10 protein-coding genes are annotated in these 13,487 nt (G+C 72.2%); 8 read left to right on the top strand and 2 right to left on the bottom strand.

Going from position 1 to position 13,487, the window contains the following annotated elements:
* Positions 1–58 precede the first annotated feature (58 nt).
* Positions 59–1,363, top strand: a complete 1,305-nt coding sequence (locus ACIQM0_RS31360; RefSeq protein ID WP_401293137.1) for a DMT family transporter — start codon at positions 59–61, stop codon at positions 1,361–1,363.
* On the opposite strand, the gene ACIQM0_RS31355 is transcribed toward ACIQM0_RS31360, so the two are convergent.
* Entirely contained in the window at positions 1,333–2,625 is a 1,293-nt protein-coding gene (locus ACIQM0_RS31355) for a transglycosylase family protein (protein ID WP_401293135.1), read from the bottom strand. The genes ACIQM0_RS31360 and ACIQM0_RS31355 overlap by 31 nt on opposite strands.
* Before the next feature lie 209 nt (positions 2,626–2,834).
* On the opposite strand from ACIQM0_RS31355, the gene ACIQM0_RS31350 reads away from it, so the two are divergent.
* The 3 genes from ACIQM0_RS31350 (at position 2,835) to ACIQM0_RS31340 (ending at position 7,156) form a co-directional block, all read left to right on the top strand.
* Positions 2,835–5,354, top strand: a complete 2,520-nt coding sequence (locus tag ACIQM0_RS31350; RefSeq protein WP_401293133.1) for a glycoside hydrolase family 3 C-terminal domain-containing protein — start codon at positions 2,835–2,837, stop codon at positions 5,352–5,354.
* Between the two features lie 8 nt (positions 5,355–5,362).
* Positions 5,363–6,472 (top strand): LacI family DNA-binding transcriptional regulator, encoded by a 1,110-nt coding sequence (locus ACIQM0_RS31345; RefSeq protein ID WP_401293131.1) that lies wholly within the window; start codon positions 5,363–5,365, stop codon positions 6,470–6,472.
* A gap of 120 nt (positions 6,473–6,592) precedes the next feature.
* Entirely contained in the window at positions 6,593–7,156 is a 564-nt protein-coding gene (locus ACIQM0_RS31340) for a hypothetical protein (RefSeq protein WP_401293127.1), read from the top strand.
* A 65-nt stretch (positions 7,157–7,221) separates the two neighbouring features.
* Here the strand turns inward: ACIQM0_RS31340 and ACIQM0_RS31335 are convergent, their stop codons facing one another.
* On the bottom strand, positions 7,222–8,580 hold the full coding sequence (locus tag ACIQM0_RS31335; RefSeq protein ID WP_363024726.1) for an ROK family transcriptional regulator: 1,359 nt from the start codon (positions 8,578–8,580) through the stop codon (positions 7,222–7,224).
* Positions 8,581–8,724: 144 nt separating this feature from the next.
* Here ACIQM0_RS31335 and ACIQM0_RS31330 point away from each other — a divergent pair, with 144 nt between their 5' ends.
* From ACIQM0_RS31330 to ACIQM0_RS31315, 4 genes are read left to right on the top strand one after another with little or no spacing between them, the layout of a single operon-like run.
* The gene (locus tag ACIQM0_RS31330; protein WP_401293124.1) at positions 8,725–10,038 is read left to right on the top strand and encodes an ABC transporter substrate-binding protein; all 1,314 of its coding nucleotides are present in this window, start codon (positions 8,725–8,727) and stop codon (positions 10,036–10,038) included.
* 9 nt (positions 10,039–10,047) lie between these two features.
* Positions 10,048–11,058 carry a carbohydrate ABC transporter permease gene (locus tag ACIQM0_RS31325; RefSeq protein WP_401293122.1) on the top strand — a complete coding sequence of 337 codons (1,011 nt, stop codon included), beginning with the start codon at positions 10,048–10,050 and terminating at the stop codon, positions 11,056–11,058.
* Complete coding sequence (locus ACIQM0_RS31320; protein WP_401293119.1) at positions 11,051–11,959, top strand: carbohydrate ABC transporter permease; 909 nt, start codon at positions 11,051–11,053, stop codon at positions 11,957–11,959. Before ACIQM0_RS31325 ends, ACIQM0_RS31320 begins: the two co-directional genes overlap by 8 nt.
* A 20-nt stretch (positions 11,960–11,979) precedes the next feature.
* Positions 11,980–13,338 carry a GH1 family beta-glucosidase gene (locus ACIQM0_RS31315; RefSeq protein ID WP_401293372.1) on the top strand — a complete coding sequence of 453 codons (1,359 nt, stop codon included), beginning with the start codon at positions 11,980–11,982 and terminating at the stop codon, positions 13,336–13,338.
* Positions 13,339–13,487 lie beyond the last annotated feature (149 nt).

Raw genomic sequence — 13,487 nt, 5'->3', positions numbered from 1 at the left:
AGCAGTACGCCGGATCGCCGTCTCAAGGACGACGACGCGGCGGCTTTGAAGGGCCATCGTGGTGTACATGAGTTCCCTCGCGCTGTCCGTGCTGCTGTCACTGGTCTCCGCGGTCGCCTACGCGGCCGGCGCGATCGTCCAGGAGCGCGTCGCCACGGCCTCCGACGGCCGCTCGCTCGCCCCGCTGCGCGACCGCGTCTGGTGGGGCGCGGTGGCGCTGAACGGCGTGGGAGCGCTTCTGCACGTGGTGGCGCTGGCCTACGGTCCGCTCAGCCTCGTACAGCCGCTGGGCGCCCTGACCATCGTCTTCGCCCTGCCGATGGCCGCTCTCTTCGTCCGCCGCAGGGCCGGGGCCACGGCCTGGCGCGGCGCGGTCATGGCGACCGTGGGCCTGGCCGGTCTGCTCGCCCTCACCGGAAGCTCCGACGCGCACACCCTGGGCGGCCCGCAGCAGCTGATGCTCGGCTCGGTGACGTTCGGCGCGGTGGTGGCGCTCGTCCTGCTCTCGAAGGCGATGCGCCGGCCGGTGATGCGGAGCGTGGTCCTCGCGGGGGCCGCCGGTGTGGCGTTCGGTATCGCCTCGGTGTTCACGAAGACCGTGGCCATGGAGTGGACCTCGGGCTCGGTGGGGACCGGGCTGCCGACCCTGCTGGTGATCGCGGCCCTCGCCGCCACCGGCCTCCTGTTGTCCCAGGCCGCGTACCGGGGCGCTGGTCTGACCGCCCCGCTCGCCACGGTGACCGTGGCGAACCCGGTGGTCGCGGCGGCCGTCGGCATCACGCTGTTCGGTGAGACGTTCCGGCACGGCACCACGGGCGCGCTGCTCGCCGCCGTCTGCGGGGCCGTCGCGGCCGGCGGGCTGATCCTGCTCACCACGGAGCGGTTGGGCGCGGAGCGCCGGCGGGGTCAGGAGGCGGCAGGCAGCGAGGAGCCGGAGGGCGCGGACGAGCGGCCGGAGGCCACCGCCTCGCCGGCTGTGCCCGGAGCTTCTCCCGTACCCGGCGTGGGGGCAGGGGATTTCGGCGGGCCCGCCGGGTCGCCGGACCCGGCGGGCACCGTGCGGCAGCCGGCCGGGGCGGCGCCGGCCGTGGTGGCGTTTCCCGAGCCCGCGGGGCCGGTGCGGCCGGCGCCGGAAACGTTTCCCGGCCCGCTGTCCCGGCCTGTACGGATGCCGCCGGAGCGCCGGTTGGGGCAGGTCGGGTTCGGCCCGGTCCCGCGGCCGCACACCGCCGCCGCGCGACGCGGCGGATCGCCCGCCGGGTCCACCGCCTCGCCCGCCGCTGCCGGCGCCACAGCCGTGAAGGCCGATGACGCCGGGCAGGACGGGGCTCTTCAGACCTTGACGCCGCCCGCCCTGAGGTAGGCCAGCGGGTCGATGTCGGAGCCGTACTCGGGGCCGGTACGGACCTCGAAGTGCAGGTGCGGACCCGTCACGTTGCCGGTGGCGCCGGAGCGGGCGATGCGCTGGCCCGCACCGACATGCTGTCCCGCGCGCACGTGGAGCGCAGAGAGATGCGCGTACTGGCTGTACTTGCCGTCGCTGTGCCGGATGACGATCTGGTACCCGTACGCCCCGCCCCAGCCCGCCGTGACGACCGTGCCGGAAGCCATCGCCTTGACCGAGGTGCCGGTGGGAACCGGGAAGTCGACGCCGGTGTGGTAGCCGCTCGACCAGGAACCGGCCTGCCGGTACTGGGTGCCGGTACGGGCTTCGATCGGGGCGGTGATCCCGGCGTGCTTCACGGTGTGCGCGGGCTTGTGGGTCTGCGTCTTCTTCGGCGCCGGCCTGGCCTGCTGCTTGGGCTGGGCCGCCTGCTTCGGGTGCGACTGCCGCGGTGTCCGCTCCGGCTGCGTCGTCCGCTTCGGCGCGGTCTGCCGGGCCGTGGGCTTCGGCTCCGCCTTCGGAGCGGCCTTCGTGCTCGCCCTCGGGGTCCCGGCCAGGTCAAGGCTCAGCCGCTGGCCGGGGAAGATCAGGTCCGGGTCGTCGCCGACGACCTTGCGGTTCGCGGAGTAGAGCCGCTGCCAGCCACCGAGGTCGCGGTCCGCCGCTATCCCGGACAGCGAGTCGCCGCTCGCCACGGTGTAAGCGTCGTGCTTGCCCGGCACCGTCGTCGGTGTGGCGGGGGCCGGGGTCTGCTTCGCCCGGACCTTGGCGGGCGCCGGGGTACTGGCGCCGGTGGACGCCCGCTTCGGCGACGCGACCTTGACCGTCCGCTCGCTCTGCGGGCTGACGTCGGGAGAGTCACCGCCCCGCGTCAGTCCGGCCCGCGCGGAGCAGACCGGCCAGGCGCCCGGCCCCTGCCCCTTCAGCACCTTCTCCGCGATGGCTATCTGCTCGTCCCTGCCGGCCAGGTCGGCGCGTGGCGCGTAGTCCGCGCCGCCGTACGCCGCCCAGGTCGACCGGGTGAACTGCAACCCGCCGAAGTAGCCGTTTCCGTTGTTGATGTGCCAGTTCCCGGTGGACTCGCACGCGGCCACCTTCTCCCACACATCCACTGACGCGGCACCCGCCGACGCAGCGGTGATCAGCGGCAGGGCTAACCCAGCACCGCCCGCCGTAACCAGCACCGAGACACGGTTGATGCGGCTCGGCTGGTATCTGCGGTGCCGTCCGTTCGCGGCCATGACTTGGCTCCCCCACTGACAGTAGGACACGTCGCAAGCGGTCAACTTATGTGCTGACAGCGGGTGATGACAAGAGCGCGACCGGTGACCCGCTTCAACGCCCTTGCAGCCGTTCCCCATTGACACGGCCGACGTCGGCCAGCGACGCTGAGCCAGGCACGTTCGGGAGAGCGCTCTCCGGCCGTGGAGGGCGCTGGGGTTGAAGGGGCATGGCCGTCATGACGGACGCAGAGATCGATCCGCTGCTGGAGAAGCTCGACGCGGCGCAGAAGGTACGCCTGCTGACCGGCGAGAGCACCTGGCGCACGTACCCCGAACCGGCTGTCGGACTGCGCCCCCTCACCCTGTCCGACGGACCGGCCGGGGTGCGCGGCGAGACCTGGGACGAGCGCGAGACCTCGCTCGTGCTCCCCTCCCCGACCGCGCTCGCGGCCTCCTGGGACGAGCGGCTGCTCACGGACCTCGGCGCGCTGCTCGCCGCCGAGGCCCGCCGCAAGGGCGTGGACGTGCTCCTCGCCCCCACCCTGAATCTGCACCGGTCACCCCTGGGCGGGCGGCACTTCGAGTGCTTCTCCGAGGACCCGCTGCTCACCGGGCGGACCGGGGCCGCACTCATCAGGGGCATCCAGTCAGGCGGGGTCGCCGCCACCGCCAAGCACTTCGTCGCCAACGACGCGGAGACGGACCGGCTGAACGTCGACGTCCGCGTGGACGAGCGGACCCTCCACGAGGTCTACCTCGCCCCCTTCGAGGCCGCGGTCGAGGCCGGGGCCTGGGCCGTGATGTCCGCGTACAACAAGGTCGACGGTGCCACCATGTCCGCCTCCCCGCTGCTGGAGAGCCCGCTCAAGAGCGACTGGGGGTTCGACGGGGCCGTCGTTTCGGACTGGGGAGGCGTGCGCACCCTCCTGGACACCGCGCGCTCCGCGCAGGACCTGGCGATGCCCGGCCCCGAGGGCCCCTGGGCGACGGGTCTGCTCGACGCCCTGGAGCAGGGGCTGGTGTCCGCGGAGGCGGTCGACGACAAGGTACGGCGACTGCTGCGGCTGGCGCGGCGGGTGGGTGCGCTCGGCTCGCCCCGGCCCATGTGGCGGCCCGCGGTGACCCCCGCCGCCCAGCGGGCGCTGTTGCGCCGCGCCGTCGCCGCCGGTTCGGTGCTGCTCCGCAACGACGGACAGCTCCTCCCGCTCGATCCGGCGGGGCTGCGCTCGGTCGCGGTCATCGGCCCGCACGCCACGGCGGTACGGATTCAGGGCGGCGGCAGCGCCGAGGTCTTCCCCGACTCGGTGGTGACTCCGCTGACAGGGATCCAGGAGGCGCTGGGCGAGCGCGCGAAGGTGATCTGCCGGCCGGGACTGCCGCTGTCGCCCCGGCCCCGCCCGCTCGGCCGGGACTGGTCGCGCGACCCCCGGTCAGGCGAACCGGGCCTGCTCGTACGACTGCTGGACGCGAGCGGGGCCGAACTCCACGCCGAGCACCGGCTGTCCGGCCGGATCGTCGAGCCCTCCGTCGCGGTCGACGGCGCCGCGTCCGTGGAGATCCGGGCCCTGGTCCGGCCTCCCGTGGGCGGGGTGTGGACCTGGGCAGTGGGTGGCTGGGGCGCGATCTCACTGTCCGTCGGCGGCCGGGAGGTGCTGGCCGGGACCTTCCCGCTGGACAGCGACGACCCGACCCGGGTCCATGTCGCGCCGCCCGAGCACTACGCGCGGGCCGAACTCACCGCGGGCGAGGAGGTGGAGGTGGTGGCGCGGCGCTCGCTCGCGCCGCGCTCCGGGGTCGCGACGATCCTCGCCGCCGCCCCGCCCGCCGGGGACGCGGCCGCCGCACTCGCCGAGGCAGTGGCGGCCGCGCGGGCGGCGGAGGTCGCGGTGGTGGTCGTGGGCACGACGGAGCAGAGCGAGTCGGAGGGCCACGACCGCGAGAGCCTGGACCTGCCGGAGGGGCAGGACGCGCTCGTCCGGGCCGTGGTGCGGGCCAATCCGCGCACGGTGGTCGTGGTGAACGCGGGCGGTCCGGTCGCCCTGCCCTGGCACACCAGGGTGCCCGCACTGCTGCTCGCCTGGTTCCCGGGGCAGGAGGCCGGGGGCGGACTGGCGGACGTGCTGTTCGGCCGGGCCGAGCCGGGCGGCCGGCTGCCGACCACCTGGGGCGCCGCCCAGGACGACGTACCGGTGCTGGACACCGCGCCCGCGCCCGACGGGCGCCTCCACTACGAGGAGGGCCCGCACATCGGCTACCGCGCCTGGCTGCGCTCCGGGTCCGCGCCCGCCTACTGGTTCGGCCACGGGCTGGGCTACACGGACTGGGAGTACGAGGAGCTGACGGCCCCGGCGGGGGTACGGGCCGGGGAGCCCTTCGACGTACGGGTACGGGTGCGCAACACGGGGCAGCGGCGCGGCCGCGAGGTGGTCCAGGTCTATCTGGCCAGGAGCGGGTCGGCGGTCGAGCGGCCGGTGCGCCGGCTGATCGGATACGCGGCGGTCAAGGCGAGGCCCGGGGAGAGCGTGGTCGCGGTGGTGCGGGTGGCCGGGCGGGCCCTGGCGCACTGGTCGGCGGAGCGGCACGGGTGGGAGACGGAGGCCGGCGAGTTCACGCTGCTGGGCGGCCGCTCGGCGGGCGAACTGCCGCTCACCGCGGCGCTGACGGCGACCGCGGCACCGCCCTCGTCCGGCGCCGGCGTTCCCGAGGCGGCGGATCGCGATGGAGAGCGCTCTCCGTCGGTGCTATAAATGCGCTCATGACGGATGATCTGCGCGCGGCCGGTACACCCACCCTGGAGGACGTGGCGAGGGCGGCCGGGGTCTCCCGCGCCACCGTCTCCCGGGTGATCAACGGAGTACGCAATGTCGATCCGGTGATCCAGGAGGCCGTGCGCCGGGCGGTGGCCCACACCGGCTACGCGCCCAACCGCGCGGCACGCTCCCTGGTGACCCGGCGCACCGACGCCATCGCGCTGGTGGTCTCTGGTGCCGGCGTCGAGTCCGAACCCGCGGAGAGCACCCGGCCGGCCGGGGCAGAGCCCGCGGAGGCCGGCGAGCCCGACAGCGGGTCCTCGTTCACCGCGCAGGTCTTCGCCGACCCGTTCTTCGGCCGGGTGGTGACCGGGGTGGTCAACTACCTGCGGCCGCGCGGAATGCACCCGGTGCTGATGTTCGCCGAGACGTCACGGGCCCGGGAGGACGTGGTCTCCTTCCTCCGCCAGGGCAGTGCCGACGGCGCGCTGGTCGTCTCGACACACGCGGAGGACCCGCTGCCCGGTCTGCTGACGGACGCGGGGCTGCCCGCGGTGCTGTACGCGCGGCCCGCCCGCCCGGTCCGGATCAGCTATGTCGACCTCGCCCACCAGGACGGTGCGCGGCTGGCGGCCGAGCATCTGCTGGCGCGGGGCTGCCGCCGCATCGCGACCATCACCGGGCCGCTCGACGTGCCGGCCGGGCAGGAGCGGCTGGCCGGTTTCCGCGACACGATGACGCGGCTCGGGCATCCGTACATCCCGATCGCCGAGGGGCGGTTCACCCAGGAGAGCGGCGAGGCCGCGATGGAACGGCTGCTGATCGAACACCCCGACGTGGACGCGGTGTTCGCGGCCAACGACCTGATGGCGGTGGGCGCCTGCCACGTACTGCGGGAACACGGGAAACGGGTGCCGGAGGACGTCGCCGTGATCGGGTTCGACGACAGCAGCGCGGCGTCCGCCTGCCGTCCGCCGCTCACCACGATCCGCCAGCCGGTCGAGGCGATGGCCGCCGAGATGGCCCGGCTGCTGATCGAACGGCTGGCGAAGCCGGACGGTGCGGCGACCTCCGTGATCTTCGAGCCGGCGCTGGTGGTGCGGGACTCGGCGTAGACCGGCGGAAAGGTCCGGGCCGATGGGACTGATCGCCTTCCGCCCCGGCGGGGGGTTGCGCAGCGCCGGTCGCGGCGGAAAGGATCGGGCGGTCGCCGCGCTACCTGATCGGGGTTCCCTGTGAGTCTGACCGACCGGATACTCCCCCTCGCGGGTGTCGCCCTCGGGGCGCTCATGTCGTACGTGATGAGCAGCCTGAACGAGCGGACGAGGTGGCGCAGGCAGCAGGCCGTGCGGTGGGACGAACACCGGTTGACGGCCTACGCCGAGTACGCCCACGCGGTCAAGGAGCTGGCGGCCGGCTACCGGACGCTCGCCGTCGCCCGCGGCCTCACGCCGGGACCGGTGTCCCCGGATCCCACCTCCGAGGCACTCGCGGAGCTCGGCCGGCTGGAGTCGCACCGGTCGGCGCTGTCCGAGACGCTCGCACTGCTCTGTGACACCGAGGCGAACACCGCCTCCAAGACGCTGGACCACTGCGTGTGGCGGCTGGAGTGCCTGGCCCGCGGCATCGCCACCGAGGCCGAACAGGACTGGGATGAGGCGTATCTGGAGTTCCGTCAGGCGCGGGACCGCTACGTCGCGCACGCGCGGGCCGACCTCGGCGTCCCGGGAGCCGTGGCCCGGGACGTGGCCTGGCCGGCCGCGTGGCGCCCCGCGAGCCGGTCGTCGTCCTCGCGGTGACATGTGCGCGGCACCCGCCCCTACGCCCCCGTACCGGCCCGCCTCGCCCCGTCCCGGGGCCGGGCTCACCCCGTCGCGTCCGAGGCGGTCCGTGGGCGCTCCCGCTTCCGTACCGCGTCCGCGGCGGTCCGGAACCCCGGTGCCGGGGTGCTGGGACGGGGCTCGGGGGCCGGGCGGCTGCCGCCCCTGGCGAGGAAGTCGGCCAGCGGGAGCGTCGCGGCGCCGACCGTGACCGCGTCGGGGCCCAGCCGGCCCATCTCGATGGTGGTGCGGGCCGCGGCGTGCCGGAGCGCGTACTCCTGCGCGTAGCGGCGGATGTCGGGCAGCAGGTGCGGTCCGATCAGCAGGCCCGCCCAGCCGCCGAGCAGAATGCGTTCGGGCAGGAAGAGGTTGATCAGGTCGCCCAGGGCCGCGCCCAGGCATTCGGCCGTCTCGTCGAGCAGTGAGACGGCCAGCGGGTCCGGCTCGCCGCCGGGACCGGGGTAGGCGGCGGCGAGCAGCGCGGCGAGAGCGGTCTCGTCGTCGGCGTCGGCGGCGAGTGGGCCCCCCGCCTCGTGCCATCGCTCGCGCATCGCCTCTGCGCCCGCGTACGCCTCCAGGCAGCCGATCGAGCCGCACCGGCAGCGGCGTCCGCGCAGTTGGACGGTGGTGTGGCCCCATTCCAGGGCCATGCTGCTGCGGTCCTCGTCGAGCAGGTCGCCGTGGTTCACACAGGCGCCGACGCCGGAGCCGATGAGCGCGATGGCCGAGGCTCCCGCGCCGCGGCCGCCGCCGAACCACATCTCGGCCTGGCCGAGCGTCTTGGCGCCGTTGTCGATGAAGAACGGCACCTCGGGCGGGACCCGGACGGCGTCGCGGAGCAGTCGCTCGAACGGGACGGCGCTCCAGTCGATCGTCTGGCCGTGGACGACGGAGCCCACGTCTCCGATGGCGCCGTCCGGGGCGTCCCGCTCGATGATCCCCGGGACGCCGATCCCGATGCCGAGCAGCCGCCGCGGGTCGGCCCCGGCGTCCCGCAGCACATCGGCGACCCCGCTGCGGACATGGCCGACGATGCGGCTGACGTCGTAGCCGTGCTGGGCCAGCAGCCTTTCGGTGCGGGCGAGTTCGGTGAGGGCGAGGTCGAAGAGCTCCACCCTGATCCGGGTCTCGCCGATGTCGATGCCGATGAGGAGCCCGCCCCCGGGCGCGACGCGCAGCAGCGTACGGGGACGGCCGCCGTCGGAGTCGACGACACCGGCCTCCTCCAGGAGGCTCTCGGCGGCGAGTTCCGCGACGACGTTGCTGATGGAACCCGAACTCAGCCCCGTGGCGGGACCGAGCTCCTGGCGGCTCAGCGGGCCGTCGAAATACAACCGTTGCAATACCCTCGCCCGGTTGCCCCGTCGCAGGTCACGCACGGTCCGTCTGTTGCGCTCAGCCATGTGGCTCCTTCCCTTCCCGCAACATACCGTGACCGCGGGACTTGACGCGACCTTCCCTCACCTCTTAAATCACGTCATAAATTAAGGCCTGAAGACCGTTCGGTTCCGAACACGGCCTTCCTCCCCGGAAAGGGGCCATCCCGCATGCGCACGATCAGAGCCGCAGCAGCCGTCACCCTCGCGATCTCCATCGCCGCCGGCGTCACCGGCTGCGGAGGCGGTTCGTCCGCCAAGGGCGGCAGCAACGATTCACCGAAGACCCTCACCTACTGGGCGTCCAACCAGGGCCCCAGCATCGAGGCCGACAAGAAGATCCTCACCCCCGAGCTGAAGAAGTTCGAGGAGCAGACCGGCATCAAGGTCAAGCTGGAGGTCGTGCCGTGGGCCGACCTGCTCAACCGGATCCTCGCCGCCACCACGTCCGGCCAGGGCCCGGACGTGCTGAACATCGGCAACACCTGGTCGGCATCGCTTCAGGCGACGGGTGCGCTGCTCCCCTGGAACAAGGAGAACTTCGACGCGATCGGTGGCCGGGACCGCTTCGTCGAGTCGGCGGTCGCCTCGGCCGGCGCGGAGGGCAAGGACCCCTCCGCGGTGCCGCTGTACTCCCTCGCGTACGCCCTGTACTACAACAAGAAGAGCTTCGCAGAGGCGGGCATCAGCAAGCCGCCGGCCACCTGGGACGAACTGGTCGCGGACGGCAAGAAGCTCTCCAAGGACGGCAAGTGGGGACTGGGCGCCGAGGGCTCCAACCTCTCCAACAACATCCACCAGACCTTCGTTCTGGGCCAGCAGCACGGTGCGGACTTCTTCGACGCCGACGGCAAGGCGACCTTCACCTCCGACGGCGCCGTGGCGGCGGTGAAGCAGTACATCGACTTCATGGCCAAGGACAAGATCATCGCTCCGGGCAACGCGGAGTACGCGCAGAACCAGTCCCTGACGGACTTCGCCAAGGGCAAGACCGCGATGGTGCTCTGGCAGGCCGCGGCCTCCACCTTCGCCTCCCAGGGGATGAAGCCCGAGGACTGGGGAGCGGCCCCGGTCCCCGTCGGGTCCGGCACCCCGGGCGCCGGCAAGAGCACCAACTCCATGGTCGCCGGCATCAACATGGCGGTGTTCAAGAACACCAAGAACATCGACGGCGCCAAGAAGTTCGTGAAGTTCATGACCAGTGACACCGAGCAGAAGCTGCTCAACAAGACCTACGGATCGATCCCGCCGGTCAAGACCGCCCAGGCCGACGAGGCGTTCTCCGCCCCCGACCTGAAGGTCCTGCGCGACACCCTGTCCACCAGCGCCGCCCCGCTGCCGCAGGTGCCGAACGAGTCGCAGTTCGAGACGGCCGTGGGTACGGCGGTCAAGGAGCTGTGGGCCGATGCCGCAGCCGGACGCACCGTGACCACCGAATCCGTCAAGGCGCGCCTCGAAAAGGCCCAGCAGACGATGCAGCAGTAAGGCTCCCTCATGACCGCCACCGTGACCACCGACAGCCGGACGGAAAAGTCGGACAGGGTGACGAGCCGGGGCACCGGGGGTGCGCGCGGGAGACTGCCGCGCATCCCCGACCGGATCCGCCAGGGCGGACTGCCCTATCTCCTGCTCCTGCCGGCCGTCCTGCTCGAACTCCTCGTCCACGTGATTCCGATGATCATCGGAATCGTGATGAGCTTCCGCGAGCTCACGCAGTTCTACATCAACAACTGGGGCGGAGCGCCCTGGAGCGGCTTCGACAACTACCGGATCGCCGTTGACGTCAACGCCCCCATCGGTGAGGCGCTGCTCCACTCGTTCTTCGTCACCTGTGTCTTCACGTTCTTCGCCGTCGGCCTGGCCTGGCTGTTCGGGGTCGCGGCGGCGATCATGCTGCAGGAGAACTTCCGCGGCCGGGGCTTCCTGCGGGCGGTCTTCCTCGTCCCGTACGCCCTGCCGGTCTACGCGGCCGTCATCACCTGGGCGTTCATGTTCCAGCGGGACAACGGCCTGGTCAACCACGTGCTCCACGACCAGCTCGGGCTGACCGACCAGCCGTCCTTCTGGCTGATCGGTGACAACAGCATCTACGCGCTGATCGTCGTCTCGGTCTGGAAGGGCTGGCCGTTCGCCTTCCTCATCGTGATGGCGGGGCTGCAGAACATCCCGCGCGAGCTGTACGAGGCCTCCGCGATCGACGGGGCCGGCGTCTGGCAGCAGATCCGCAAGATCACGCTGCCGGCGCTGCGCCCGGTCAACCAGGTCCTGGTGCTCGTCCTGTTCCTGTGGACGTTCAACGACTTCAACACCCCGTACGTGCTCTTCGGGAAGGCGGCGCCTTCGAGCGCGGACCTGATCTCGATCCACATCTACCAGTCGTCGTTCGTCACCTGGAACTTCGGCACCGGATCCGCCATGTCCGTACTCCTGCTGCTCTTCCTGCTGGTCGTGACGGCCGTCTACCTGCTCATCACCTCACGCGGAAGGAAGGGCGCCGATGCCTAGCCATGCCCAGTCGGCCGCGCTGCCGGGGGCGCCGAAGTCCCGGGCCCGGAGGCGGTCCCCGATGGCCGCGCCGCAGTCCTTCCTCTGGACCCGCCGCGTCATCCTGACCTTCCTGGCCGCCTTCGCGCTGCTCCCCGTCTACGTGATGGTCAGCAGCTCGCTCAAACCGCTCCAGGACGTGTCGGGGAAGTTCCACTGGATACCGTCCGGGCTGACCGTCCAGCCGTACTTCGACATCTGGAAGACCGTCCCGCTCGCCCGGTACTTCGCCAACTCGCTGATCGTGGCGGGGTCGGCGACGGTCCTCTCGGTGATCATCGCGGTGTTCTCCGCGTATGCCGTGAGCCGCTACAAGTTCCGCGGCAAGCGCGTCTTCACCGTCACGGTGCTCTCCACCCAGATGTTCCCCGGCATCCTCTTCCTGCTCCCGCTGTTCCTGATCTTCGTCAACATCGGGAACAGCACCGGCATCGCGCTGTACGGCTCGCGCGGCGGACTGATCCTCACGTATCTGACGTTCTCGCTGCCGTTCTCCATCTGGATGCTCATCGGCTACTTCGACTCGATCCCGCAGGATCTGGACGAGGCCGCCCTGGTGGACGGCTGCGGGCCGCTCGGCGCCCTGTTCCGGGTCGTCGTGCCGGCCGCCGTGCCGGGCATCGTCGCCGTCGCCGTGTACGCGTTCATGACGGCCTGGGGCGAGGTGCTCTTCGCCTCCGTGATGACCAACGACACCACCCGCACCCTGGCCGTCGGCCTCCAGGGCTACGCCACCCAGAACGACGTCTACTGGAACCAGGTGATGGCCGCCTCGCTCGTCGTCAGCATCCCCATCGTCGCCGGGTTCCTGCTGCTTCAGCGGTACCTCGTCGCGGGCCTCACCGCGGGAGCCGTCAAATGACCACTTCGGAAAGGAAGCCCGTGAACGACCTGAGCGCCCTCCCGGCCGACTTCACCTGGGGCGTCGCCACCGCCGCGTACCAGATCGAGGGGGCCGTGGCGGAGGACGGCCGGGCCCCGTCGATCTGGGACACGTTCTCCCACATCCCCGGCAAGGTGGCCGGCGACGACACCGGCGACGTGGCCTGCGACCACTACCACCGGGTCCCCGAGGACATCGCCCTGATCAAGGAGGTGGGGGCGGGTGCCTACCGCTTCTCGCTCGCCTGGCCGCGGATCGTCCCGGGCGGCGACGGCCCCGTCAACAAGGCCGGGCTCGACTTCTACGACCGGCTGGTCGACGGCCTCCTCGACGCCGGGATCACCCCGTTCGCCACGCTCTACCACTGGGACCTCCCGCAGGCGCTCCAGGACCGCGGCGGCTGGACGGTCCGGGAGACCGCGGAGCACTTCGCCGCGTACACCTCGGTGGTCGTGGAGCGCCTCGGCGACCGGGTGAAGGACTGGGCGACCCTCAACGAGCCGCTCTGCTCGGCCTGGATCGGTCATCTGGAGGGCACGATGGCGCCCGGTCTCACCGACCTGACCGCCGCCGTCCGGGCCTCGTACCACCTGCACCTCGGGCACGGCCTGGCCGTGCGGGCGATCAGGGCCGCGTCCTCGGACGCCCGGGTGGGCATCGTCAACAACCTCAGCCCGGTGGAGGCCGCCACCGACCGCGAGGCGGACCGGGCCGCGGCGGTGCGCGGCGACGGGCACGTCAACCGCTGGTGGCTCGACCCGATCCTCGGGCGCGGCTACCCGCAGGACATGGTCGACCTGTACGGGGTCGAACTCCCGGTGCTGCCGGGCGACATGGACCTCATCGCGGCGCCGCTCGACTGGCTGGGCGTGAACTACTACTTCCGTCAGGTCGTCACCGCCGACGCGACCGGTCCCGTCCCGCACGCCAAGCAGGTCTACCTGCCCGGCTCCCGCCACACCCACATGGACTGGGAGGTGCACGCCGAGGGCCTGGAGCAGCTGTTGCTGCGCCTGACCGAGGAGTACGGCGTGCGGCGCGTCTACGTCACCGAGAACGGCTCGGCGTACCAGGACGTCGTCCAGGCCGACGGTTCGGTGCACGACCCGGAGCGCACCCGGTACCTGGAGGAGCATCTCGCCGCCTGTGCGCGGGCCGTCCGCAAGGGTGCCCCGCTCGCCGGGTACTTCGCCTGGTCGCTGCTGGACAACTTCGAGTGGGCGTACGGCTACGACAAGCGGTTCGGCCTGGTCCACGTCGACTACGCGACGCAGCGCCGCACCGTCAAGAGCAGCGGCCGCCGCTACGCCGAGCTGATCCGCGAGGCGCGGGCGGGCCGCTCGGGCAAGGCCGCCTGAATCCCCCGACCGGCCCCTCGGGGGCCGGCGTTCCTCCGGCCGCGGCGGACGACCGCCGCGGCCGGAGGTCTCTCGTTCCCGCGGGCCGTCGCCCCTCGCGCCCGTCCCCGCGGTAATCGGTCCCGGCGCACCACGAGTCCGCGGGGGTC

Source organism: Streptomyces sp. NPDC091387 (assembly GCF_044756945.1).
GTDB lineage: Bacteria > Actinomycetota > Actinomycetes > Streptomycetales > Streptomycetaceae > Streptomyces.
This window is presented reverse-complemented; position numbering and strand designations above follow the sequence as displayed.

Coding starts and splice junctions, on each gene's coding strand:
- ACIQM0_RS31345 (WP_401293131.1), top strand. CDS start 5,363: ATGACGGATGATCTGCGCGCGGCCGGTACACCCACCCTGGAGGACGTG.
- ACIQM0_RS31325 (WP_401293122.1), top strand. CDS start 10,048: ATGACCGCCACCGTGACCACCGACAGCCGGACGGAAAAGTCGGACAGG.
- ACIQM0_RS31330 (WP_401293124.1), top strand. CDS start 8,725: ATGCGCACGATCAGAGCCGCAGCAGCCGTCACCCTCGCGATCTCCATC.
- ACIQM0_RS31355 (WP_401293135.1), bottom strand. CDS start 2,625: ATGGCCGCGAACGGACGGCACCGCAGATACCAGCCGAGCCGCATCAAC.
- ACIQM0_RS31350 (WP_401293133.1), top strand. CDS start 2,835: ATGGCCGTCATGACGGACGCAGAGATCGATCCGCTGCTGGAGAAGCTC.
- ACIQM0_RS31320 (WP_401293119.1), top strand. CDS start 11,051: ATGCCTAGCCATGCCCAGTCGGCCGCGCTGCCGGGGGCGCCGAAGTCC.
- ACIQM0_RS31335 (WP_363024726.1), bottom strand. CDS start 8,580: ATGGCTGAGCGCAACAGACGGACCGTGCGTGACCTGCGACGGGGCAAC.